General features: G+C 36.8%; 25 protein-coding genes. 14 read left to right on the forward strand and 11 right to left on the reverse strand.

Annotation, left to right across the window (positions count from 1 at the left end):
- Positions 1 to 139 precede the first annotated feature (139 nt).
- Together Q9M50_00025 and Q9M50_00030 are read right to left on the reverse strand one after the other, a co-directional pair.
- Positions 140 to 364: a CopG family transcriptional regulator gene (locus Q9M50_00025; GenBank protein ID MDQ7089028.1), complete on the reverse strand. Its 225-nt coding sequence runs from the start codon at positions 362 to 364 to the stop codon at positions 140 to 142.
- A complete protein-coding gene (locus Q9M50_00030; GenBank protein MDQ7089029.1) occupies positions 354 to 617 on the reverse strand; it encodes a BrnT family toxin in 264 nt (87 codons plus the stop codon). Before Q9M50_00030 ends, Q9M50_00025 begins: the two co-directional genes overlap by 11 nt.
- A 225-nt stretch (positions 618 to 842) precedes the next feature.
- Between Q9M50_00030 and Q9M50_00035 the strand changes: the two genes are divergently transcribed.
- Positions 843 to 1,202: a hypothetical protein gene (locus tag Q9M50_00035; protein MDQ7089030.1), complete on the forward strand. Its 360-nt coding sequence runs from the start codon at positions 843 to 845 to the stop codon at positions 1,200 to 1,202.
- Here Q9M50_00035 and Q9M50_00040 read toward each other — a convergent pair.
- Complete coding sequence (locus tag Q9M50_00040; protein MDQ7089031.1) at positions 1,095 to 1,592, reverse strand: transposase family protein; 498 nt, start codon at positions 1,590 to 1,592, stop codon at positions 1,095 to 1,097. The genes Q9M50_00035 and Q9M50_00040 overlap by 108 nt on opposite strands.
- Before the next feature lie 89 nt (positions 1,593 to 1,681).
- On the opposite strand from Q9M50_00040, the gene Q9M50_00045 reads away from it, so the two are divergent.
- From Q9M50_00045 to Q9M50_00055, 3 genes are all read left to right on the forward strand, one after another.
- On the forward strand, positions 1,682 to 1,834 hold the full coding sequence (locus tag Q9M50_00045) for a hypothetical protein (GenBank protein ID MDQ7089032.1): 153 nt from the start codon (positions 1,682 to 1,684) through the stop codon (positions 1,832 to 1,834).
- A gap of 178 nt (positions 1,835 to 2,012) precedes the next feature.
- Positions 2,013 to 3,440 (forward strand): MBOAT family O-acyltransferase, encoded by a 1,428-nt coding sequence (locus Q9M50_00050; GenBank protein MDQ7089033.1) that lies wholly within the window; start codon positions 2,013 to 2,015, stop codon positions 3,438 to 3,440.
- Positions 3,412 to 4,473, forward strand: coding sequence for a hypothetical protein (locus Q9M50_00055; protein MDQ7089034.1), 1,062 nt, complete (start codon positions 3,412 to 3,414; stop codon positions 4,471 to 4,473). The genes Q9M50_00050 and Q9M50_00055 overlap by 29 nt, the downstream gene beginning before the upstream one ends.
- A 55-nt stretch (positions 4,474 to 4,528) precedes the next feature.
- Here the strand turns inward: Q9M50_00055 and Q9M50_00060 are convergent, their stop codons facing one another.
- On the reverse strand, positions 4,529 to 6,694 hold the full coding sequence (locus Q9M50_00060; GenBank protein ID MDQ7089035.1) for a zeta toxin family protein: 2,166 nt from the start codon (positions 6,692 to 6,694) through the stop codon (positions 4,529 to 4,531).
- A 329-nt stretch (positions 6,695 to 7,023) separates the two neighbouring features.
- On the opposite strand from Q9M50_00060, the gene Q9M50_00065 reads away from it, so the two are divergent.
- A complete protein-coding gene (locus tag Q9M50_00065) occupies positions 7,024 to 9,180 on the forward strand; it encodes an AMP-binding protein (GenBank protein ID MDQ7089036.1) in 2,157 nt (718 codons plus the stop codon).
- A 16-nt stretch (positions 9,181 to 9,196) separates the two neighbouring features.
- Positions 9,197 to 10,375, forward strand: coding sequence for an MltA domain-containing protein (locus tag Q9M50_00070; GenBank protein ID MDQ7089037.1), 1,179 nt, complete (start codon positions 9,197 to 9,199; stop codon positions 10,373 to 10,375).
- A gap of 306 nt (positions 10,376 to 10,681) precedes the next feature.
- Here the strand turns inward: Q9M50_00070 and Q9M50_00075 are convergent, their stop codons facing one another.
- The 5 genes from Q9M50_00075 to Q9M50_00095 form a co-directional block, all read right to left on the reverse strand.
- Positions 10,682 to 12,781: an ATP-binding protein gene (locus Q9M50_00075; GenBank protein ID MDQ7089038.1), complete on the reverse strand. Its 2,100-nt coding sequence runs from the start codon at positions 12,779 to 12,781 to the stop codon at positions 10,682 to 10,684.
- Positions 12,782 to 13,076: 295 nt separating this feature from the next.
- Positions 13,077 to 13,976: a transposase gene (locus Q9M50_00080; protein MDQ7089039.1), complete on the reverse strand. Its 900-nt coding sequence runs from the start codon at positions 13,974 to 13,976 to the stop codon at positions 13,077 to 13,079.
- A gap of 118 nt (positions 13,977 to 14,094) precedes the next feature.
- The gene (locus Q9M50_00085; GenBank protein ID MDQ7089040.1) at positions 14,095 to 14,538 is read right to left on the reverse strand and encodes a hypothetical protein; all 444 of its coding nucleotides are present in this window, start codon (positions 14,536 to 14,538) and stop codon (positions 14,095 to 14,097) included.
- Between the two features lie 349 nt (positions 14,539 to 14,887).
- Entirely contained in the window at positions 14,888 to 15,808 is a 921-nt protein-coding gene (locus Q9M50_00090; protein MDQ7089041.1) for a restriction endonuclease, read from the reverse strand.
- A gap of 30 nt (positions 15,809 to 15,838) precedes the next feature.
- On the reverse strand, positions 15,839 to 16,135 hold the full coding sequence (locus tag Q9M50_00095; GenBank protein ID MDQ7089042.1) for a helix-turn-helix transcriptional regulator: 297 nt from the start codon (positions 16,133 to 16,135) through the stop codon (positions 15,839 to 15,841).
- Positions 16,136 to 16,338: 203 nt separating this feature from the next.
- Between Q9M50_00095 and Q9M50_00100 the strand changes: the two genes are divergently transcribed.
- The 8 genes from Q9M50_00100 (at position 16,339) to Q9M50_00135 (ending at position 21,999) form a co-directional block, all read left to right on the forward strand.
- Positions 16,339 to 16,533, forward strand: a complete 195-nt coding sequence (locus Q9M50_00100; protein MDQ7089043.1) for a hypothetical protein — start codon at positions 16,339 to 16,341, stop codon at positions 16,531 to 16,533.
- A 708-nt stretch (positions 16,534 to 17,241) separates the two neighbouring features.
- Entirely contained in the window at positions 17,242 to 18,099 is an 858-nt protein-coding gene (locus Q9M50_00105; GenBank protein ID MDQ7089044.1) for a replication initiation factor domain-containing protein, read from the forward strand.
- Positions 18,100 to 18,108: 9 nt separating this feature from the next.
- Positions 18,109 to 18,336, forward strand: a complete 228-nt coding sequence (locus tag Q9M50_00110) for a hypothetical protein (GenBank protein MDQ7089045.1) — start codon at positions 18,109 to 18,111, stop codon at positions 18,334 to 18,336.
- 154 nt (positions 18,337 to 18,490) lie between these two features.
- On the forward strand, positions 18,491 to 19,993 hold the full coding sequence (locus tag Q9M50_00115; GenBank protein MDQ7089046.1) for a DUF6399 domain-containing protein: 1,503 nt from the start codon (positions 18,491 to 18,493) through the stop codon (positions 19,991 to 19,993).
- Between the two features lie 57 nt (positions 19,994 to 20,050).
- The gene (locus Q9M50_00120) at positions 20,051 to 21,010 is read left to right on the forward strand and encodes a hypothetical protein (GenBank protein ID MDQ7089047.1); all 960 of its coding nucleotides are present in this window, start codon (positions 20,051 to 20,053) and stop codon (positions 21,008 to 21,010) included.
- 5 nt (positions 21,011 to 21,015) lie between these two features.
- Positions 21,016 to 21,237, forward strand: coding sequence for a hypothetical protein (locus Q9M50_00125; protein ID MDQ7089048.1), 222 nt, complete (start codon positions 21,016 to 21,018; stop codon positions 21,235 to 21,237).
- Entirely contained in the window at positions 21,218 to 21,499 is a 282-nt protein-coding gene (locus Q9M50_00130; protein ID MDQ7089049.1) for a helix-turn-helix domain-containing protein, read from the forward strand. The genes Q9M50_00125 and Q9M50_00130 overlap by 20 nt, the downstream gene beginning before the upstream one ends.
- Positions 21,472 to 21,999: a phage integrase SAM-like domain-containing protein gene (locus Q9M50_00135; GenBank protein MDQ7089050.1), complete on the forward strand. Its 528-nt coding sequence runs from the start codon at positions 21,472 to 21,474 to the stop codon at positions 21,997 to 21,999. The genes Q9M50_00130 and Q9M50_00135 overlap by 28 nt, the downstream gene beginning before the upstream one ends.
- On the opposite strand, the gene Q9M50_00140 is transcribed toward Q9M50_00135, so the two are convergent.
- Together Q9M50_00140 and Q9M50_00145 are read right to left on the reverse strand one after the other, a co-directional pair.
- Positions 21,996 to 23,162, reverse strand: coding sequence for a DUF6399 domain-containing protein (locus tag Q9M50_00140; GenBank protein ID MDQ7089051.1), 1,167 nt, complete (start codon positions 23,160 to 23,162; stop codon positions 21,996 to 21,998). The genes Q9M50_00135 and Q9M50_00140 overlap by 4 nt on opposite strands.
- Positions 23,159 to 23,497, reverse strand: a complete 339-nt coding sequence (locus tag Q9M50_00145) for a hypothetical protein (protein ID MDQ7089052.1) — start codon at positions 23,495 to 23,497, stop codon at positions 23,159 to 23,161. The genes Q9M50_00140 and Q9M50_00145 overlap by 4 nt, the downstream gene beginning before the upstream one ends.
- Between the last annotated feature and the right edge of the window lie 74 nt (positions 23,498 to 23,571).

A 23,571-nucleotide genomic window follows, 5' to 3' on the forward strand; every position in this document is an offset into this window, starting at 1 on the left:
TTAGGGTAACCTTTTGTTCATTTATTGTAGCGTGGATAGGCAATAAGCTCATCTGCCAAAGCATTGTTATTATACAATATTTATTATTTCTATAAATGCTTATTCCGTATAAGACCCTTTAGTTTTTTGATCTACTCTGTTACCGCGCTTCGAGTCGTTCTGCTAACCATATTTTTATGATAGATTGCCGTGTTATACCTATTCGGTTTGCTTCTTTATCTAGAGAATCAATTATCCAAATAGGAAAATCTACATTCACTCTTTTTTGTTGTTGATTTGGACGTTTTAGTGTGGATAAATCAAGATCACTAATTATATTTTCATTATTATCATCAAATTTCTTATCAAAAATTTCAGCTTTCATATAGTTTTATCTCCGATTGTCGTGATCGTCGAACAGAAATTATTCTGATATTACTTTCACGATAAGTTATAACTGCCGACCAATGTTTGTTAGCAATACAACCAATTATTAAAAATCGAGGTTCACCATCAGATGTGGCTTGAACTTCAACAAGATCAGGGTCATTCCAAAGTGCTTGAGAAGACACAAAATCAATTTTGTGCTTATTTAAATTTGAAGCACTTTTATTATCATCAAATTCAAATTTATACATAGTATAAAATATATACCATAATCACATATTTTTCAAATTTATAAATGAGGGGGGAAGGGAAAGAAAGGGGTTTTGCACAATGCAAGACCTTGTATCTTCGGGTTTTATTAAATCCTTAGTCCTTATTGTTATTGTCTTTAGGGATTGGTGGCGCGTGGATGAGTACATTAACCTCAATGACAGCAATTAGACCCTTTTTATTTGCACTAACTTTATTTCCTTTATTTGCGATTTGATGAATTGTTTGCAACCACAAGCGATTATGAAGACCTCAATGACCGCATCGCCAAAACACTGGCGAAAAAGACCGAATTATTGCGAGTTTTGGAACTTCCGAAATTACCATTACATAATAATGCAGCCGAACTCGGCGCAAGAAGACAAGCGCGTGCGCGAGACATAAGCTTCCAGACTCGAAATGAGAAAGGCACGAAAATCAAAGACAGTTTTATGAGTCTTGCTGAAACGGCTAAAAAACTAGCCGTGAGTTTTTATGATTATGTTTATGACCGAGTTAGTGGTGAATTCAAAATGCCGTCTATGGCGAATCTTATCGCTCAAAAAGCGCAAAGTTTGCAGGTCTGATATTTGTTTTACCCTGAAATTTAAAGTAGATACAATAATGGCTTGTTTTTCACCTGACTTAAGCGTGCCACGCATGACTTTGCCATCAATAGCAACCCATTCATTGGCAATAATATGAGCTGTTTTTTCATCAAAAAAGGCATTAATTAACTGATTTAAGTCCTGCCAATCCAAATTTTCCAACATTCGTGGAAAATGCGCGCGAGAAACTAGAGGGGCATCTTTAATCCCAGTTACTTCACGCAGCCAGACAATTTTATGAGTCATATAACGATGAATACTGGATACTTTTGAGCGTCCAACCAGCATGGCAAAAACAACAGTGACGATAAAAAAGGTCAGTGAATGCTGCTTGCCGCGATTATCACGATAATCGGGGAGTCCTTTCAAAGCATCAATGAATTTTCTTTCATTTATTTCTATTGTGATTTCAGGTTCATTATTATTTGAGGTTGTAATTGGTATGTTGTGGTAAATAATTGTATTTTACCAAATATGTCAATGTTATTTTTTATGAGAAAGCCGTGGGTGAAACAGGGGCTGGAGCCGTCGGCTTTGAACACCCTGATTGCGGTCATACTGAAAAAACAGTCAATGCCTCACTCGCGGCAACACAAACGGTTGTTAAATAAGCCCTCAAAAAAATAGCGATAACAAAACCTCTGAGAAACGTTAACGTCTCAGAGGTTTTGTTAGGCTAAAAACAGGGATAGACTTAATTGCTTACCCCCCTTTTTGTCATAATTTAAAGTATGTTAAAATAAAAGTTGAACTGACACCCCTTACAAAAATAAAGGAAAGGATCGCACTTTGTCTTTTATCTCATTAATATTTCTACTTTTTTTTCTCATTGTCTTTCTACTTTATAGTCTTATTGAGGATCGTTTTAAATATATTTTATTGTTAATAGCCAGCTATATTTTTTATAGTTACTGGGATTGGCGATATTTTCCTTTATTATTAGGTTCCAGTTTTATAGATTATTATTGCGCCCAAAAAATGGGTAAACTTGAAACAAAAAAACAGCGGCGGCCTTGGTTATGGGTTTCATTAATCATTAACTTAGGCTTGTTGATTGGTTTTAAATATTGGAACTTTATTGGCTATAACCTTAATAGCGTGCTTGGCTCCCACATTCAAGTTCATGACCTATTGCTGCCCTTGGGCTTATCCTTCTATACCTTACAAACCTTAAGTTACAGTTTCGATATTTATTTAGGCAAAACAAAACCTGAACGACATTTTGGTTATTTTTGTTTATATGTCAGCTTTTTTCCTCAACTGGTTGCAGGCCCTATCGAACGTAGCCGTCGCTTATTACCTCAACTTAAAACCTTAACACGGGCAACACACCACCAATTCCGCTATGGCGTACTTCTTGTTATTTGGGGCTTCTTTTTAAAAGTAGTGATTGCTGATAATTTGATTAGTTTTATTGGGTCGGTTTATTTTACAGAAACGCTGTTTCCTTTCTGGTTATATTGGTTTGTGGGGGGCTTAGTTTCCTTTAAAATTTATTGTGATTTCATGGCCTATTCAGAAATTGCTCGCGGACTGGCTTTACTCTTTGGGGTTAAATTAACCCTAAATTTCAAACGCCCTTTTTTAGCCACTAATATTCGTGGATTTTGGCAACGCTGGCATATCAGTTTAACCCGATGGATTGGGGATTATATTCATATTCCTTTATTGCAACGATTCAAATCCTATTCAGGACGAGCATTAGTCACCGTTTTTACCCTGTGTTTAATTGGACTCTGGCATGGAGCAAGTTGGAATTTTATTTTATTTGGTTTATTTCATGGAATCATTACTATTCTTTGGACACCCTTAGCGGATTTATTTAGATGGGCCTTTAATTTTAGATTTTCTATTCGGCAGTTTTGGGGACGTGTCATTTTAGCGATTGTTTTATTATTAAGCGCGCCTATTTTTTATGTGATGGATACCGAAACGCTGTTTAGCATCTTAAAATCTATGTTTGATTTTAAAACGTTTTCGACTCCTCTGTCTTATGATCTTTGGAAAAATGACAGTTATCTTTTAATTGAGGCCTTATTTGGAATTGTTCTTTTAACAGGCTATAGCTTTATGGCAGAATACCGCAATACTGAAATGGTTGAGGTATTTGCAACCAGTCGATCTATTTTTCGTTGGGCTATTGCGGTTGTTTTTATATTATTAATTTTTATGTTTGGAAATTTTACCAATGAAAACTTCACCTATTTTGAATTTTAATTATTTGTCACGTGTTATTGGAATAGGGTTCGTATTAATTGGCCTATCGGTTTTTTTGCTGCATACGCTTTTTCCAACGATAGAACAAAGTCGGGAACGAAAAAAACTCATGGCCTACCAATCCGCTCAGGAATCAATGGAAGCCCTTGTTATTGGCTCATCGCATAGCAGTAGTTTTCATTTACCCGCATTGGGTTTAAAAGGCTTTGATTTTCATGATTTAGGCGGCGATATTGAAGAGTTAACCCTGAAAACCCATATTTTTTTAGATCGCTCGCCCAATCTTAAAACTGTTTTTATTCCTGCATCGCCAGCCACCTTTGCTTTATCACAAGTTTATCTGAGTGAAAACTATTCAAAACGATTATTAATTGTGGCCTCAAACACGCCTTTATCATGGCCACTTTTTTTATTTGCTCCTGAAGAGACAGTGAGTCTTTTTGTGGATCAATTTGTGGGAATTAAAAAATTCCGCAAAGCGTTCGATCATTTTTTAATTTCTTTTTTTTCAGGAAATGAAACCACGAATACAAAATGTACCTCTGCTGAAAATGCTCTTTTTATTAAACAAAATTATTCAATAGATGCTGATGATGATCTTTTTAATGACCATGATATTTGTACGATGCCCGCCCAAAATATTAAAAATCATGGAACAATAGTCAGTGGGAATCATTTACGAAAATTTAAACTCAGTATTGAAAAAGAACCCAACATTGTTCAATCTAACTTACAGCGATTAATTAAATTAGCGGATAGATTAGGCGAACGGCAAGGGCAGTTAATTTTAGTGATGACCCCTTACAGTGAAGATTTTTATGAGTCAACGGCGATCCAATCACTGAAAACAGCGCATTTAAGCGAACTTGCCTTGCTTGAAAAGCATCCTAACATTACAGTTTATGATTTTCATGATTATTTTTATAGTCGAGTGACAGCGGATAAAAATGATTATTTTTATGACAGCAATCATCTATCAACCCGAGGAGCTATCGAGTTTAGTCAAGCCCTTAAAATAAAGATGGGGTTGTGAACCCATGTAGACTCCAGATTAATGAGTCTACATGGCCTCATTCTTTAAAACAGAGCTAAACGAGAGAAGAACCTTGTAGCCTTATCATCCACGGTTCTTTGTTTTTAGGGTTAACATGAAAAGCCAGTGATTCATTTTTATGTCGTAACCCTGCCACACCCGAAGCATTCGGGTTTAATTGGCGTTTTTCAACAAAATCAACCAATCGTCGAGTGTTATAAATAACTAAAATCCGTGAACCATTTTTACTGCTGTAAACTTGATAGGCTACATTATTTTCGTTAAAGGCTGGATTACGCGCCATTAAGGAATCAATTTCATCCTGATTATTGTTGGCTAAATTTTTTAAAATAGATTCCTCGCGAGTGGTTATTTGTTGTCGCAAATACGTCGCTAGCGTCCTGTCTATTTGATGCTGTTGATAGATTTCAACTTCTTTCATACTCACATCAAAACTTTCCGCAACAAGGTAATGTTGATCTTTTTCACCATCATTGGCAAACAGCGAAATCTTATCTAAACAAGATTCTTCTATCGCATGTAAAAACGAACGCGGGGCGCGTAAATGTTTATAAACCGTAATCACCCAAGGTAAGGCCCGCCCTGTCTCTTCATAGCGTAACTTAACACTGTCAATTACATCCGATCGTTGTAATTCTTGTTCCCGCCCTTTCGGTTTAACAATAAAAGCATCGACGGCAATGACGTGTGATTTAAAACCGTAGCGTTTAAATTTTTCAACAATGGTGGAATAGCGCGGTATAAACGGAATCCCTGTGCCATCATATAAAAGGTTAATTCGATTTTCTTTTGCGTATTCGGCGACTAAATCACGTAAAAAATTCGCAAACGGTTCGACATAAACATAATCATCACTATGGTGATCCGCTGCGGTTAACACACAATAAAGGTCGCTTTGTTTACGAAATTCATCTAAGGACGCAATCACAAAATTATCACCACATTGCGCTTGTGCCATTTCTTCGACCGCTGTTTTCCCCGCTCCTGCTCCGCCCATCGAAATAAATAATTTAGGATTTTCATCAGGAACTTTGCCTTTAAAAATAGCCTGTTTGGTCGCTTCTAATTTAAGAACCATTTGCTCAATTCGAGGAATGGCAATTTCAACCGTCCGCTGTAAACGAACATCATTTTTGGCGGCTTCCAATAAGTTATTTTTTAACGATTCATTGTGAGCAAGTAACGATAACGACGTATTTTCGCCCTCACATTCGGTTAATAGCTCACGCAGTTGCGTTTGTCCAATGGAACTCAGCCCCGTTAATATATTAATATCTAAACAAAATAATGGGACTGCACCGTTTTCACCAATCATAATCCCGTCAATTTCTGTTTTACCCGCGACGCGTAATAATTCGGTATTCGGTAAATAACCAATAATATTATCGGGTTCACATAATGGGTAATCGGCTAAATGTTTGCCTGCTAAAAATAATTTCTTTTTAATCGTGGCTAATGGGACTAAGCCGCCATTAACAGCCACTAAACAATTAACGCCCTCGGCGGTGGTATGTGATAAAAAAGGAAATCCCGAAATATATTTTTTATTTTCGGCCCATTTACCGTAGCCATTGGCTACATTTGCTAAATTTTTATTACGACTAGGATCGAGGGCATGTTTAAACGCACTAATAATCGCCTCTCTCTTTTCTTTTGAGTCGTGTAAGGCAACGGCATCCACTTGAGTGATGCGTCTAAAATCAATTCCTTGTCCATACACCGCATTGAACGCGGGTAATTTTCCAAGAATCGTCATAAAAAAATCTAAGGTAATTCGATTACCATAGTTAAAAGGACGAATTGATCGCATTTTAAGATAAAATTTTGCCAGTCTTTTCGCTATATTCTTTGATTGAATAACAAAACCATTATTATCAAAAATAGCGGTTTTAGTATGCAAATCACCATCTAAGACTAACGTTCCAATGGCTTGCCTAAATTTTTGACGTTTTTTAGCATCGGGCATTGTTCCTGGGCGATGCGATACCGTGGCTTGTTGTTGCCAGTGATGAAAAATTTCACGGTGAATTTCAGAAAAAAGGCCAATTAAGTAGCTCACACGTTTTGTTTGATCGTGTGAAACCGTTGCCGATGTTTTTTGCAATAAGGTATATAATAATTTGGTTCCTTGAGAAATAGCCAGTGCCGTCCGTAGCTTTTTAAGCTGCTCATCATCTGAAATCGTTACTTGTTTTTCCATAAATTCCCCCCCCCCTTTAAATGGGTATAAAACAGGTCGATTAATGTCATAAGAGGAAACTATACTGGGAGTATAATGCGACGCTTACTTAAATTAATGACCAAAAATAGTTATAATTGGCGACTATTTTAGCGTGTAGTCACTCAGTTGTGAAAAAAATAGCTCGATAATTTATCGGTTATCTAAATGGTGTCTTTTATAGCGTATAAATTTACAACTTCAAATAGAAGGATATTAAGGTTATGTATGACAAAATAGACTCATTAACGTAACCCAACCTATCCTTTCTTAACCTCAAAAAAATTATTAAAAACATCAGGAGAAATACGATGTATTTTGTCGTAAAAAAAACGTTACAATGGATACTAGGCTTTCTTTTCCGTATTGATATTCATGGACTAGAAAATTATCACAAAGCAGGCGATAGAGTCTTAATTATTGCCAATCATACTTCTTTTTTAGACCCGTTATTACTTGGTGTTTTTTTACCCGATAAAGTAACCTTTGCGATTAACACCCATATTTCTCAACTTTGGTGGTTAAAGCCGTTCTTATGGTTATCCGATGTTTTTCCAATGGATCCCACACACCCGATTTCGCTTAAAAACTTAATCCATCATCTTAAAACCGATACTAAAACGGTTATTTTTCCTGAAGGACGTATTACGACCACAGGCGCGATGATGAAAATTTATGATGGAACGGGCATGGTCGCTGATAAATCGGGCGCCGCTATTTTACCCATTCGGATTTCAGGGGCTGAATATACGCATTTCTCAAAACTTAAAAACATCGTCCGACTCCGTTTTTTCCCTAAAATTACCCTGCATATTTTACCGCCAACGACAATTCGTGCCGATGAAAAGTTACGGGGACGATTACGTCGTCAAAACAGCGGTCATGCGTTAGCTGATTTAATGAACCAAATGATGTTCACAACCAGCTCTTATCAACAAACGCTGTTCTCAGGTTTATTAGATGCCCGAACCATTCATGGGGGAAATTACCCCATTGTTGAAGATTTAACCCGACAACCCTTGACTTATAACGCACTGATAACTCAAACGATTGCGCTTGCTAATGCCTTTGAGTTATTAACCCAGCCCGATGAAGCGATTGGAGTCTTTTTACCCAATTCTAGTAAAACCTTGGTGGTTATCTTAGCCTTGCAACTCAATAACCGCATTCCCGCGCTATTGAATTACACTATGGGTTCCGTCGGTATGCTGTCTGCCTGTCATACCGCAGACGTGAACACGGTTTTAACCTCACGACGGTTTATTGAATTAGGTAAATTAGAGGCGGAAGCGGAGGCACTAAGTCAATCATTAAACTTGGTTTATTTAGAAGACATTGCCGAAAAAATAACCCCGCGTGATAAAATAAATGCATTAACACAAACATGGACGGCCAATTATTGGTACCCTAAAAAATCACAGGATCCCGACCGTGCAGCCGTTATTTTATTTACCTCAGGTTCAGAGGGAACCCCTAAAGGCGTGGTTTTATCACACCGTAATATTTTAGCTAATATCAATCAAATTAAATCCCGAATTAGTGTTAATGCACAGGATAAGGTCTTAAATTTTTTACCGCTGTTTCATTCCTTTGGCTTTACCGCTGGGACGATATTACCGCTAATGAGTGGGATAAAAATCTTCTTTTATCCCACTCCATTGCATTACACCATTATTCCTGAACTAGCGTATGAATTAAACGCGAGCATTATGTTTGGCACCAATACTTTTTTAGCCGCTTATGCTAAAAAAGCCCATGCCTATGATTTTCATAACATGCGTTATGTGGTGGCAGGGGCTGAAAAATTACAGCAACCCACTCGTGATTTATGGATGCAAAAGTTTGGAATTCGTATTTTAGAAGGCTATGGAGCCACCGAAACCACCCCTGTTATTTCAGTTAATACCTTTATTGATTTCAAACAAGGAACCGTTGGCCGTTTTCTACCAGGAATGAGCTATAAATTAGAAAAAATAGCTGGAATCGCAACAGGGGGGCAACTGCATGTCTCAGGATTCAATGTCATGAAAGGCTATTTATTAGCCGATAACCCCGGTAAATTAGTTCCGCCGCATTCTATTTATGGTGACGGTTGGTATGACACGGGCGATATTATTGAAGTCGATAGCGAAGGTTACATTTTAATTAAGGGCCGTAGTAAACGATTTGCAAAAATTGCAGGTGAAATGGTCTCATTAGCCGTTGTTGAAGAATTAGCCACCAAAACATGGCCTGATGCCCATCATGTCGCGGTTAACTTACCTGATAGTCGTAAAGGTGAAAAAATAATTTTACTGACGACCCAGAAATCGGCCGATCCACACGCATTAAAAAAAATGGCTAAAGGACTTTCCGCTATTCATCTACCCCGTACTATTTTTACCGTTGAAAAATTTCCATTATTAGCCACGGGGAAAACGGATTACCCTAAAGCAACCGAAATGGTCCTTGAAAAACTAAACGCTTAAGACTCTTAAAAAATTTATGAAATTATCGTGTGTCAAATTACTCCCGCTTATACTTTTAATAACGGCGTGTAGTGAAACTGTCCCTATTATCAAGGAAAAACCCGTTGCTTTATCCATTATCATTGACCCGAAGGTTATTGCGGAACCCCCGATTACATCGACACGCTTGTCATCACTGAAACTTTATCCCACCGATTTTCAAGCCTTATCAGGCTGGAATAAAGACAATCATGCGAAGGCTTATCAATCGTTTAAACGCTCCTGTCGTTATTGGAACAAACAAGCCGACCATAAACGCATGAAAGGTTTATTTGATTTAGGGAAACTGGGCGATTGGAAACGTTTATGTAAAATTACCGTGGCTTCAGGTCAAGAAAAAAAGGTTTTTGAACACGAGTTTAAACCCTATGCAGTCAATGATAAGGGAACCTTTAAAGGCTTATTTACAGGGTATTTTATCCCTCAACTCAATGGGTCTTATACTAAAACGGAGCGTTATAATATTCCCGTTTATCGTCGCCCCAAAAGTGCGCATTTACGTCGTTTAACCCGAAGCCAAATTTATAATCAAGGGCTACGTGGAAAAGGGTTGGAATTATTATGGGTTGATAATTTAATGGATGTTTTTTTCATGGAAGTCCAAGGCTCAGGGCGAGTGAAAATGGAAAATGGTTCACTACAAGGGTTAAGTTACGGCGGAAGTAATGGCCGTTCTTATTATGCGATTGGAAAAACCTTAGTAGATAATGATGAAATTTCGCGTAAAGATATTTCAATGCAAACCATTCGTGCATGGATAGATCAGCATCCAAAAGAAGGGTTAAAATTAATGAAGAAAAATCGCTCTTATGTGTATTTTCGTTTAACGAAGGTTAAGCCGTCAGAAGGCGCGGTCGGTGCCATGGGACAACCGTTAACGGCCCAACATAGTTTAGCGGTTGATCGTAAACATTTACCTCTAGGAATTCCTATTTGGCTCGAAGCTGAACACCCTCTTAATACTAAAAAATCCATTGAACATTTAGTGATGGCACAAGATACAGGTGGGGCCATTAAAGGCGCGATACGGGGTGATTTATATTGGGGTGAAGGCGCAAATGCAGGAAAATTTGCAGGGGCGATGAAATCATCAGGACGTTATTATTTATTATTACCTCGTCATTTATCGGCTAAAATTTCCTTGAGTGATGGCTAACCTTTATACGAAAATTTACTTAAAATAAAATGATTTGTCCTAATTGTTTGAAAAAAATAAATTACCACGAGTCCGTTAAAATTGAAACCAAGGACGGTATCGAAAGAGTCAGCAAATGTCCTAAATGTAATGGATATTTCAAACCCTCTTGCTCAACCCCTTTTTTTTATTCCCAACTTGGATTCATCCCTTTAATTTGGTTTTCTGTTATACCCGATCAATTTGAAATAATTAAATACGGTCTTACTATTATCGGCTACCAACTTAAGACAGGACACGTTGAGGTTAAGCCTCGTTTCGTAGTGCCTATTGATAGTCTTGCAATACGGCGGTTAATTCAGACATATTAATAGGCTTAGTAATATAATTATCAAACACGCCTTTCGCCTCATCAAGATCTTGCTTCATTGCAGCGGCTGTCACCGCAATAACAGGGACATTGGCAAAATGAGGCAAACGTTTTAAGCGTTTGGTTAGCTCAATACCATTCATTTTAGGTAAATGTATATCCATTAAAATTAAATCAAATACTTGTTTTGAAAGCATTTCCCAGCCTATTTCAGCAGAATTTGCTAAATATAACTTCGATTCTTCACGCTTTTCAAAAAATGCTTCGATTAATTGTTGATTAATCGGGTTATCCTCAACATAAAGTACCGATTGCTTAAGTTTTTTAGTTAATTTAAAGGGTTCTTCGATGATAGGACACAATTCTATAAGTCCCGCAGTTACATTAACAGGCTCTGCTAACGGCAACTCAAACCAAAAGGTTGTCCCTTTATGTTCAACACTCTCAAAATCAATTTTTCCTTGCATCAATTCGACTAAATTTTTAGTGACCATTAAGCCCACTCCCGTGCCTTCAATATCTGAATTTTCCCGTCCAAGTCGATTAAACGCATCAAAAACTTTGGCCTGATTTTTCAGTGGAATCCCAATCCCTGTATCACTAATACTCATTTTAATCGAATCATGATGGGTTAATGTCCACTCAATATGAACCGTGCCACCCCGTCGATTGTATTTAATCGCATTGCTTAATAAATTTAATAAAACTTGTTTTAAACGAACATAATCCGCTAAGACACAAGACGTTAATTCCTGAGTCACAATATTAAGGCTCACCTCGTTTTGTATCGCAAGGCTGTCTACTAACGATACACTTTCATTGACAATATCGGCTAAATTCACGGCTTCAATAGAGACTTTTGTTTTCCCCGCTTCAATCGCTGATAACGATAAAACCTCATTAATCAACGCTAATAAATGATTTCCTGCGTTAATAACGTAGCCTGTTTTTTCTTTTTGTTTAGGGGTTAACGGGGTCTTCAGGTCATTTTCTAATAATTGAGAAAATCCTAAAATAGCATTAAGCGGGGTGCGTAATTCATGGCTCATTGATGATAAAAACTCAGACTTTGCTTGATTGGCTTTTTCCGCCGCTTCAGCCGATAGCCTTAATTGTTGCTCATTATCTTTATCATGAGTAATATCTAAATGGCTGCCAATAATTCGGGCGGGACTGTTTGTTTTATCCTTTTCTACAACCTTCGCAATAGAACGAAACCACAGCCATTTTCCCGCTTTTGTTTGTATTCGATAATCAACCGTACAAGGGCCGCCTGTTTCCAAACACGTTTGATAATGTGACAGCACAGATTTTTCATCGTCTTTATGAACACAAGACAACCACTCATCTAAAATTGAATAAAACTTTAATGATTCATAGCCTAATAAATGATAATAACCGTCACTCACCGAAAATTCACCCGTTAAAATATTATGATCGAACCAGTTTAATTTAGAAATAGTTAACCCCAGTGATAAGCGTTCTTCATTTTGGGCTAATTGTCGGGTGATTTTTTTAATATTATGAACCGAGGCAAGGTAAGTTAAACTGGTAATCAATAAAAATAAAATTGTGATAACGAGGGTTTTATAAAACTCTTTATTTAATAAGGCTTCTCGATGAGAAATTGACATTTCAGCCACCGAAAAATAAAACAGACCATCGGCTGAATATAAAGGAATAAACACCTGTCGAAACGCGCCCCACTGATCGCGGTATTCAATAAACGATTTTTGTCTTTTTTTAAATAACCCATAAATGTCTGTATTGGTATTATTATACGGGGTGAAATAGGTATTAATATTTCCCCCTAACGCCAGTGATTCTTTTGTTGCACTAGACGAGCTAAAAACCACCTTATTATTTTTCAAGATTAAGGTGTAAATAAAATTAATATCATTTTTAGCCGTATATTGAGATAATTTAATAATATTATGAATACCTTGCTCATCAGTTTGGTCCCCCGCACTCATTCCTTGATGGTGGTAATGATCCGTTAATAATAAGGGAACGGTTCGCGCAGCATCTTCAAGTTGTTGATCTAAATACTGATACAATCTCTTTTTTTCTTCATTAAAGCTAAAACAAGCGTAACCAATAACCCAAATTAGGTAGAGAATAAAGGCGGAAAGAATATATAAATTTGACTGTGATTTTTGAAAAATCATAAGGATTCAACTTAAAGGTTTGACAAATTATGACTATAAAGGAAAGTTATGACAGAAATATTAATTGGAGTTTTTTTTAGATTAATGAACGAGTCCCAGCAATAAAATATTGCTCTATTGCAAAATAAAATCAAATAAGCTAGGGTTAAGGGTATCTACTTTAAATTTCAGGGTAAAACAAATATCAGACCTGCAAACTTTGCGCTTTTTGAGCGATAAGATTCGCCATAGACGGCATTTTGAATTCACCACTAACTCGGTCATAAACATAATCATAAAAACTCACGGCTAGTTTTTTAGCCGTTTCAGCAAGACTCATAAAACTGTCTTTGATTTTCGTGCCTTTCTCATTTCGAGTCTGGAAGCTTATGTCTCGCGCACGCGCTTGTCTTCTTGCGCCGAGTTCGGCTGCATTATTATGTAATGGTAATTTCGGAAGTTCCAAAACTCGCAATAATTCGGTCTTTTTCGCCAGTGTTTTGGCGATGCGATCATTGAGGTCTTCATAATCGCTTGTGGTTGCAAACAATTCATCAAATCGCGTTAACAACCATGCCTTTTTATCGGGGCAGGGATTTTTTTGATAGTTAAGCAACTCCTTATAATACTCCCAATAGTGCCCTCGAAAATCGGCTAATGCTTGCTGATGTATTTCCAGAATTGGACGGAGTTTTTTGTAGTGGCGAGCATCGTGAACCCAGCATAACCCCAAATGTTCCGTCAGTAATTTGAATTGCGGCGCATCGTCTGCAAGCAAGGTTTCAATAACAGGAAAATCCGTTTGTTGCTGATAATAGGCAATGGCGCAAGCTTCGGTGACATGCGTTGCCTGTCTTACGCCTAAGGTATTTAAGATCGCTAAGTGCAACTTAAATTGCGCTTCATTCATCACTGTATTGACAGGTATTTGAGCATCAACTTTTACCCGCGCTTTATCAGCTAACTTGAACTCGTCAAGCAAGGATTGAGCTTGTTGATTGTAGATATAATGGCGTGGCGCATAATCGGTCAGCACGTCCAGAACCGATAAACGGTCTTTGTTTTTAGGGGTGAAATAAGCGGTAAACAAGTCATTGCAGACCACCTGACAATAGTGGTTGTCACCGTTGACTCGCGCACTGGTATCATCAATATGACCGTATCACTGTTGAGAATACCGCTGCGATAAAGCTCGCTTTTTTCCTGAGACTTAAGCATGGGAATTAAGCTACGAAAAAGCCTTTAGATACTAAGTCGCTAGGCAAGCCAGTTTTGTCGAGTAGGCATTTTAGCGTTTGGTCGATTTTAACTCGTGGGATCTTGGGTTTACGGCGGCGTTTTTTCTTATCCGAGTCCGTATTTTCAGTGTCGTTATTAGTTTCTTTTTGCGCGTCAACTTGTGCTTTTTTACGTTCGTCTTCGGATGAAATATCATCACCCTTATTATTTTTATTGGGTTTGATATCAGGCTTTCCCTGCTCACCTTTCAAGCGATTAACCTCGTCACGAAGTTGCTGTAATTCAGTTTCTAAAGACAATTTATCACTGGATAAGCGTTCAATAAGATTGAATATTTTTTTGACAATATCCTGCGCTTCGCTACTTTCAATTTGAGCGATTTTTTGATAAATGGCGTTAGTTTCAGTCTGTAGGTCGTGGATATTCAAAGTATGTAACTATTCGTTCTTTTATGATATGTTGTCAAATCTATTTTAGAAATTTTATCTTTACCCTGAGATTTAAAGTAGATACGAACTAACTTTATGTTTGAATTTTAGCGATATTGTTTGTTTTTTGTTTACATCGAATTGATATAAGCTGAAAAAAAATTAAAAAATAAGCCACTCATTAATATTTAATTACTATAAATAAATAAAAGTCAAGTTATCAGTGATAATTAAAATAACTTGACTTTCTTGATTCTTCTTGTATTGCGTTCTATCAGCTATTTAAAATGCACCTTGCCATTAACATCATAAAATTAAATTTCATTGATTCCTGAGAAATAAATAAAAGTCAAGGTTTATTTATAATGCTTCGACATCTGGGAAAATTAACACAGCCCCAAAACTCCCGCCCAATATTACTTCCTTTTTTACTTACTCTTATTGTCATTTTTACATTACATTTTGCACAGGTTGGTGTTGTATAGTTACCACTTGTCGCAACGGCTAATAATTTTACTTGGTGACTTTCTTCTAGCTTATTCATTCGATTAATAAGTTCATTGCAATCAATCAAGTATAATTTTTTATTGACACAAAAAGTTTTGGCATCTGGTGTAAATGTTGAAGTTGTAAAAAATATGCCTTTTTCTACACCCTCGCTCGCCATTACACCAAATAGTTCACGAACTAAATTAACACCAATTTGTTTTTTCCATGCTTTACATTGAGCAATACCAACTAGCTTTCCTTCTAAAGAATTGATTGTTATGTCAATGCCACCATCCGCACCATTACCTGTTCCGTTCGCCTTCCAGTTTCTTATCCGTAAATATTCAATACACACATTTTCGTAATTTTTCCAATCAATAGAAAGTAAAAGAGATTTTGTTAGTTTTTGCTTCGTAGGTACGATTCCACTTAAAAATGGAAAATCATGAGCATTATTCTTTTTTAAAGGGGAATTTTTTAGCTTAGGCTCTGTTTTTGATTCAGTTCGCCTCTCGGTGTCTATTCTTTTACCACTTAAGGAGTTGTATTTTTTGTAATTATCTTCTTTTACTTTAACTTTTTTTATTTCATCGTTTATATGTCTTTTAACTGCATTATCTTTTCTTTCTTTTTCCACTCTTTTCTTTTTAATAGCTTCTGCATTAGCCCTCTCCATTTCGATTTTAAACTGACGTTTTGCATCATTTAGAAAATTGGCAATACTATCTATCAAAGTTTTTTTCTTTTTTGGTTTGAAATTTTCGTGATGATACCTGCTCATATTATCCCCATCTCTCTATTATTTTATTAGCTAATACGTACCCGTGCGTAGACTTTTAAGGTTTTGTCTTAGCAGTTCTTCTTCAATTTCTGGACTGATCTGTCCTACTTCTGGAATTACTTTACCTGTTGTTATCCAATAGGTATATTTGGGAAAAACTTTACTTATGGCTTCACAATGCCAAGCGTATGCTTTTTGCTTTCCCTGTTCTAAATTAATTATTGCATTTTTTGAGATTCCTGTTTTTTCTGCAAACTCTCCTCTACCTATATTTAAGTGATCTCTTAATTCTCGAATTCTTTTGTTTATAGCTAATTCATTAATCATTTTTTTTGGGTATGGTAAAATATACTTGTGGTATAAGATACCTTATGGTATATTTTACTACGCATTAGAAAATTTCTCTGTCTTATTGTGACGCAATGAAACAGGCTGAGAGTTAATTATGGAACAACTATCTATTAGTATCAATTTTTATAGGTGTTTTTCCATAGATTAGCTATTTTTTTATTATTTATTCCGGGCAGGCAATGAATACTTATACTTATAAATTAAAAACTGAACTTTATCGTGAATATAAAGTTAGTTGTGAACAGGCAGTTCTTAAACAAATACATGATGATGATGATTATTTGACTCTTCAGAATTCTGATGGTTATCTTATTGTTTTAAATCAGGATTTACCGTTTAGAGGAAGTTATAAAGTTGATTCTGATTTTTTTTAATTTTTAGAAATCTCTCAAAGTGTTTTTCATGACCTACCTGATGATGAGCTTTCTTGTTTTTATTTTGCAGATGATTTAGATTTTTTATTTGATGCTCTAAAAATATTTAAACAAAAGAAGAAGCAGTGCCTGCCCAGTCCTCCTCCCTTAACTGCTTTGAGTCCTATCGAGGAGGGCTATTCTATTGATGGTCTATTGAATGGATTTGTGGAACTTAATCATGATTGAATATACACCTAAACGCTCAGAATTTTCTAAAGTCATTGATCAAGGTCGCGTTTTTTTTGATTTTTCTCGCAATGCAGAGCAGTCTACCCCCATTACTAAAATAGGGGGGTAAAGTCTAAAAAAACCACACCCAACACGTTAGCATCTGATCTCTTAAATTGGGAAACTCCAGTTTTAGACAGATTAAATCCTTTATTACAATACACATTAGCTAATATTGATTCTAATCAAACCGCGCTCGAAAATTTAAATATCGTTTCGATCGGTTCAGGTGATAAAGCAAAAATAACCAGAATCCCCAAGCCTAATTGCACGGTTAACCCTGATTATTCATTTTTTGATTGGGTTAATTTCACTTTTAAAAAATATGATTATTTTAGTAAATTTGACCATGATGATGATTTAGTTCAAAACTTATCTACCTATCTTTTTGATATTTTCGGTTACGGAGTATCAACTAAACGTTCTGGTGGGTTAAATATGTATACTGAAAGTTGGAACATGGGGAAGGTGGGTTGGGGCTTTGTTTGCATCGGTGGGCAGAATGATAGCGTCATGGTTTCAATTAAAGCGCAAGGTCTGTACGCAGCACGATCGGGGTGGGAAAGGCGTTTATATAAATTTATCAATTCAATAGATAGTGCCAAATTAACCCGTGTTGATCTAGCTCATGACGCTTTTGATTCTCAACTTTCAATCAATGATTATTTTCATTTATATAGACAAGACAAATTTACTAGTCGTGGTAGAAGGCCATCAGTTGAGTTATTAGGCGACTGGGTTAATGAAAACATTAAAGGCAGAACGCTCAATATTGGTAACCGAAAATCAGGCAAGCTGTTAAGGATTTATGAAAAGGGAAGACAACTAGGTCGGGGGTTTTCAGATCAATACCCTAATTGGATTAGAGTTGAGTTAGAAATAAGAGCATCGCAACGTGAATTGCCTACTGAAATGCTTTTAAAACCTGCCCAGTACTTAGCTGGGGCCTATCCTGCACTAGCATTTATTTGTGAAAATCAAGAGGTTATTAAGACTATAAAAAAGTCCACAAAAATGACCGTTTCTAGTTCTATAGAAGTAACGCGTCATCAGTTTGGAAAACACATTAAATTTCATGCTGAACTTTTTGGTGCAGCAGAAACGATTCAAATTTTAACCGAGGGAGTTACTGAATTACCTGAACGATTAGATATACAAGATTATTCCACATTTGATTTTAAATCTTATTGTAAATCTGAAAATCTTGAACTCCTTTACATTCATCAATTGTTGAATGATTTCACTCCGACTGACCTTGAACGGTTAGATTATCAAACATTTATAAATAACAATTAAGGTTTTATTATGATATTGAAAATTTACGGTCTTACAAAATCAAAGGGAACTTTAGAGGATGGTACTAAATACGATTCTGCTAAGGTTTATTCTATGGCTCGCTTAAAATCTGCTGATAATCATAATGGATTTGCAGGTATTCAATTAAGAGGTACTCCAGAAATTTATGAAAAATGGCTTGATTTTCCTTATACCAAAGAGGCTACCAACTTAAGACGGGACAAAATAAAGAACTAACTGCGATATTCTTGTATCATAGGTTAATGACTAAAAAAACAGAACAACACAGAAAATACGCGCAGCTAGTCACGCAATTATCGCTGAAATTACAACAACAGGCAAGCAAACTGTTCGTAACTTAGCTTCAATTGTTGGTCGCTCAAAAAGCAGTGTGCATCGTCATCGTCAAGCGCAAACAAAGCGAAATCGACATCCTGAATCATCATTATGGGAAACCGAGGCAGGTAGTTCTTGGCAAAGATTAATGGTGTTTTCCGCCTTGTATGTCTTTGGATTAAAGGCAGGCGTAGGTGCAGAGACTTTATCGCTGTTTTTTAAAATGATACGGATTGACACCCATGTGGGCGTATCACCCGACGCACTGCGGACTCAAATCAATAAAATGGAAGTCTTATTGCCGCAGTTTCAGCAAGAATGCGAAAAAAGTGTGAAAAAACAAACACGTAAAGTTGTTGCTGGGCTGGATGAGACTTTTTTCGGCAACTTTATGATTTTAGTTTTAATGGACTTACGTTCTGGCTATCTTTTGTTGGAAGATATTAGCGATGATAGGTGCTACGATACTTGGTATAAAAAGGTTTCGCCACGATTAGAATCATTAGGCATTGAGGTTAATCATGCGATTAGTGATCGCGCTAAGGCGTTGATAAAAATGGCAGTGACGGGGTTTAAGTGCGAATCGGGGGCAGATATTTTTCATGCTCAACAAGATATGAGTCGCTGGTTAGGCGCGAAAATCGGCAGGCGTGCAGCAAGGGCTGAAAAACAGCGGCAAGCAGCGCAAACCGCAGAGTCTACTGTTTCTAAAACGGCAACGATGCAGAAAATTATTGGACTTAAAACAACACGGATAACGGCTGAAAAAGAGCTTGAAGAAGCCAAAAAAATACAAACAGATTATCACGAAAACTTACAAGGGATTGCGGATGAAGTTCATCCTTTTTCACTCAATGATAGTCGTAGAAACGATGCGGAACAGGTTGAGAAGTTGCTAGAGTTAAGAGCGCGAGCCTTTGAAAAAATAGCGGAAAAACAAGGGATTAACGATCATAAAGGCGTGATGAAAAAGTTTCGTAATCAAATAAAACCGTTAGCGGTATCCATCAGTTTTTGGTGGCTTTGGGTACGCGAAACCTTGCAAAATTTGGGGCTTGATGCGGATACCGAATATTGGTTGACCACAACATTATTACCCGTTGTTTATTGGCATCAGAAAATGGAACAAACTAAAAGCCGCAGGTCAAAGGAAAACTATCGAAAAGCTTGGGAAACCGCGTCTGATAAGCTCAAATCAGACCCATTTAGTGCAAAGTTATCAATCAGTGAAATGCAGCGATGGCTAACATTGGCGGAGCATATGGCAAGGCAGTTTCAACGCAGTTCATCTGCGGTGGAAGGGCGAAATGGCTGTTTATCGCAAATGTATCGCAATGGGCGAGGTTTGAATAAAAAGCGATTAAACGCGTTGACGGTCATTCATAACTACGGAATCAAACGTGAGGATGGCACAACCGCCGCCATGCGTTTATTTGATACCGAGTTTCCAGACTTGTTTTCATGGCTACTGAATGAAATGGGCGAGTTACCGCTTCCTAGAAATAGTCGAAAGCGTGTGTTTTCTAACCCTTTGAAATTGCTGGATGTCCCGTCTTAAATTGGTAGCCGACTTTCTAATTTATCTGCGAAACAAATTTTATTGGTTTTTATTGAAATGTATGATTTACATATCATACAAAAACAAAATGTTTTAATGATTATGAAGCGGGTTGATTATGAAAAACGTCATCAATCAAAACAATCGTTAATTATTCCTATTAAATATTTAAATGTTAAAGATTTGAAAGATTCATTATCTATTCGTAAAGCTAAATCAAAAAACTCTACGGGTAAATCAAATTTTATTAATTTTAATTCGGAAACTAATAGTTTAATTTTACAAGGCACAGCTTCTTTTATTGATAGAAATAAAAAATTAATTATTAAATTAGATGTTAAGCCAGTTCAGATTAAATTACATGCTAAGTTAGTTATTGCTTCACAATCTGATATAGAAAATTTGGGTTTAAAATTAAATGCCTCTGCTTCTATTGTTGCAGATAATGCTTTATCTTCGTTAGTTGACTTGGGGGTTGCTTCAACATCTTCATTCGGTTTTTTAGTTGCTAAGGCAGGTAAGTTTTTACTTGAATTAGAGTTGCAAGATTTGAAAGAGAATGGTCTTGTTGAGGTCGTCTCTTCTCCCTCACTTTTTACGTCTAATAATAAATTAGCTTCGATTCAAGAAGGTTCACAAATACCTTACCAAGTTCAAGATCGGGATGGTGCATTTCATACTGAGTTTAAAGATGCGGTTTTAAAAATGGAATTTTTGCCAAGATTCACAGGTGATGAAATTATTTTAGATATTTTATTGGTTAAGGATAATCAAGGTGAGTTAACTGAATCGGGTCTAGTCATTGAAAAAAGACAAATTAAAACAACGGTTACACTTCGTGATGGGGAAACTGTTGTGTTAGGTGGAATTACAGATATTAGTCATACAGAACAAAATAATAGTGTGCCTTTTCTTTCTGAAATTCCTTATATCGGTGAGCTTTTTAAATCTAACTCTAATCGTTTTAGTGATAAAAAGCTTATTGTTTTTATTACACCAGAGATTATAAAGGGTTAATTGTTATGACTTCAATAGATATTATAAGAGATATTCAAATAGGTTCTTTAAAAGATAATTATGATTTTCATGATGATGCTTATTTTAATATAGAAAATTTTTCAGGTGAAATTTCAGTGGATTTTGAATCTGTACCTGATGGTACTTTTGGTGGTAATTTTGAGCTTCATGAATTTATTGAATATATAGCTAATAATTATTCTAAAAATGAAAACATTAAATCTTAATCAAGCCGCAGCGTTTTTAAATTGTCATCCTGAAACTTTAAGAAGACAAGCAAAAAAAGGATTAATACCAGGTCGTAAAACTGGAAAGTCTTGGTTATTTATAGAGGAACATCTTGCTGATTGGGTAAGTGGTCGTTTTGAAACTAAAACAATAGAGAAAATACAATGCCCATCTATCAACGTGGCAAAAATAAAACGTGGTGGATTGATTTTACCGACTCAAACGGCGAATGAATACGCAAAAGTTCTAGGACTAAAGTAAAGCAGGAGGCTCAGCAGTTACATGATAAGTTAAAGGCTGAAAGTTGGCGTGTTGGTACATTAGGAGCTAAACCAGTTTATACTTGGCAGCAAGCTGTTTTAAAATATTTACTTGAACGTGAAAATCAAAAAAGTATTAGAACCACTAAACAGGTTTTACGTTACTTAGATTTGCATTTAGGTAATAAAAATCTTAATGAAATTAATAAATCAGTCATTGAACAAATTAGGCAACATAAAAAATCTACAGGCGTTACGGTTGGAACGGTTAATAAGACCTTAACAATACTACGTGCTGTATTAAATGCAGCCAAGGAATGGGAGTGGTTAGATAATAGTCCCGCTATTAAATTAATGCCTGATAATGCTATTCGAGTGCGTTGGTTAACTCAAGATCAAGTTAAGACATTACTTAATGAGTTACCTGAACATCTTGAAGTAATGGTTAGATTTTCGTTAGCTACAGGTTTACGAGAGTCAAATGTAAGGCTACCAATTTAAGACGGGACATCCAGCAATTTCAAAGGGTTAGAAAACACACGCTTTCGACTATTTCTAGGAAGCGGTAACTCGCCCATTTCATTCAGTAGCCATGAAAACAAGTCTGGAAACTCGGTATCAAATAAACGCATGGCGGCGGTTGTGCCATCCTCACGTTTGATTCCGTAGTTATGAATGACCGTCAACGCGTTTAATCGCTTTTTATTCAAACCTCGCCCATTGCGATACATTTGCGATAAACAGCCATTTCGCCCTTCCACCGCAGATGAACTGCGTTGAAACTGCCTTGCCATATGCTCCGCCAATGTTAGCCATCGCTGCATTTCACTGATTGATAACTTTGCACTAAATGGGTCTGATTTGAGCTTATCAGACGCGGTTTCCCAAGCTTTTCGATAGTTTTCCTTTGACCTGCGGCTTTTAGTTTGTTCCATTTTCTGATGCCAATAAACAACGGGTAATAATGTTGTGGTCAACCAATATTCGGTATCCGCATCAAGCCCCAAATTTTGCAAGGTTTCGCGTACCCAAAGCCACCAAAAACTGATGGATACCGCTAACGGTTTTATTTGATTACGAAACTTTTTCATCACGCCTTTATGATCGTTAATCCCTTGTTTTTCCGCTATTTTTTCAAAGGCTCGCGCTCTTAACTCTAGCAACTTCTCAACCTGTTCCGCATCGTTTCTACGACTATCATTGAGTGAAAAAGGATGAACTTCATCCGCAATCCCTTGTAAGTTTTCGTGATAATCTGTTTGTATTTTTTTGGCTTCTTCAAGCTCTTTTTCAGCCGTTATCCGTGTTGTTTTAAGTCCAATAATTTTCTGCATCGTTGCCGTTTTAGAAACAGTAGACTCTGCGGTTTGCGCTGCTTGCCGCTGTTTTTCAGCCCTTGCTGCACGCCTGCCGATTTTCGCGCCTAACCAGCGACTCATATCTTGTTGAGCATGAAAAATATCTGCCCCCGATTCGCACTTAAACCCCGTCACTGCCATTTTTATCAACGCCTTAGCGCGATCACTAATCGCATGATTAACCTCAATGCCTAATGATTCTAATCGTGGCGAAACCTTTTTATACCAAGTATCGTAGCACCTATCATCGCTAATATCTTCCAACAAAAGATAGCCAGAACGTAAGTCCATTAAAACTAAAATCATAAAGTTGCCGAAAAAGTCTCATCCAGCCCAGCAACAACTTTACGTGTTTGTTTTTTCACACTTTTTTCGCATTCTTGCTGAAACTGCGGCAATAAGACTTCCATTTTATTGATTTGAGTCCGCAGTGCGTCGGGTGATACGCCCACATGGGTGTCAATCCGTATCATTTTAAAAAACAGCGATAAAGTCTCTGCACCTACGCCTGCCTTTAATCCAAAGACATACAAGGCGGAAAACACCATTAATCTTTGCCAAGAACTACCTGCCTCGGTTTCCCATAATGATGATTCAGGATGTCGATTTCGCTTTGTTTGCGCTTGACGATGACGATGCACACTGCTTTTTGAGCGACCAACAATTGAAGCTAAGTTACGAACAGTTTGCTTGCCTGTTGTTGTAATTTCAGCGA

It is taken from the genome of Methylococcales bacterium (assembly GCA_030949405.1).
GTDB lineage: Bacteria > Pseudomonadota > Gammaproteobacteria > Methylococcales > Methylomonadaceae > WTBX01.

What these genes read in the sequence shown, in the direction of transcription:
- Q9M50_00125 (MDQ7089048.1), top strand. Translation starts at nt 21,016, where the DNA reads ATGACTTCAATAGATATTATAAGAGATATTCAAATAGGTTCTTTAAAA.
- Q9M50_00100 (MDQ7089043.1), top strand. Translation starts at nt 16,339, where the DNA reads ATGAATACTTATACTTATAAATTAAAAACTGAACTTTATCGTGAATAT.
- Q9M50_00055 (MDQ7089034.1), top strand. Translation starts at nt 3,412, where the DNA reads ATGAAAACTTCACCTATTTTGAATTTTAATTATTTGTCACGTGTTATT.
- Q9M50_00105 (MDQ7089044.1), top strand. Translation starts at nt 17,242, where the DNA reads ATGTATACTGAAAGTTGGAACATGGGGAAGGTGGGTTGGGGCTTTGTT.
- Q9M50_00095 (MDQ7089042.1), bottom strand. Translation starts at nt 16,135, where the DNA reads ATGATTAATGAATTAGCTATAAACAAAAGAATTCGAGAATTAAGAGAT.
- Q9M50_00060 (MDQ7089035.1), bottom strand. Translation starts at nt 6,694, where the DNA reads ATGGAAAAACAAGTAACGATTTCAGATGATGAGCAGCTTAAAAAGCTA.
- Q9M50_00140 (MDQ7089051.1), bottom strand. Translation starts at nt 23,162, where the DNA reads ATGATTTTAGTTTTAATGGACTTACGTTCTGGCTATCTTTTGTTGGAA.
- Q9M50_00120 (MDQ7089047.1), top strand. Translation starts at nt 20,051, where the DNA reads ATGTATGATTTACATATCATACAAAAACAAAATGTTTTAATGATTATG.
- Q9M50_00025 (MDQ7089028.1), bottom strand. Translation starts at nt 364, where the DNA reads ATGAAAGCTGAAATTTTTGATAAGAAATTTGATGATAATAATGAAAAT.
- Q9M50_00130 (MDQ7089049.1), top strand. Translation starts at nt 21,218, where the DNA reads ATGAAAACATTAAATCTTAATCAAGCCGCAGCGTTTTTAAATTGTCAT.
- Q9M50_00090 (MDQ7089041.1), bottom strand. Translation starts at nt 15,808, where the DNA reads ATGAGCAGGTATCATCACGAAAATTTCAAACCAAAAAAGAAAAAAACT.
- Q9M50_00110 (MDQ7089045.1), top strand. Translation starts at nt 18,109, where the DNA reads ATGATATTGAAAATTTACGGTCTTACAAAATCAAAGGGAACTTTAGAG.
- Q9M50_00070 (MDQ7089037.1), top strand. Translation starts at nt 9,197, where the DNA reads ATGAAATTATCGTGTGTCAAATTACTCCCGCTTATACTTTTAATAACG.
- Q9M50_00030 (MDQ7089029.1), bottom strand. Translation starts at nt 617, where the DNA reads ATGTATAAATTTGAATTTGATGATAATAAAAGTGCTTCAAATTTAAAT.
- Q9M50_00065 (MDQ7089036.1), top strand. Translation starts at nt 7,024, where the DNA reads ATGTATTTTGTCGTAAAAAAAACGTTACAATGGATACTAGGCTTTCTT.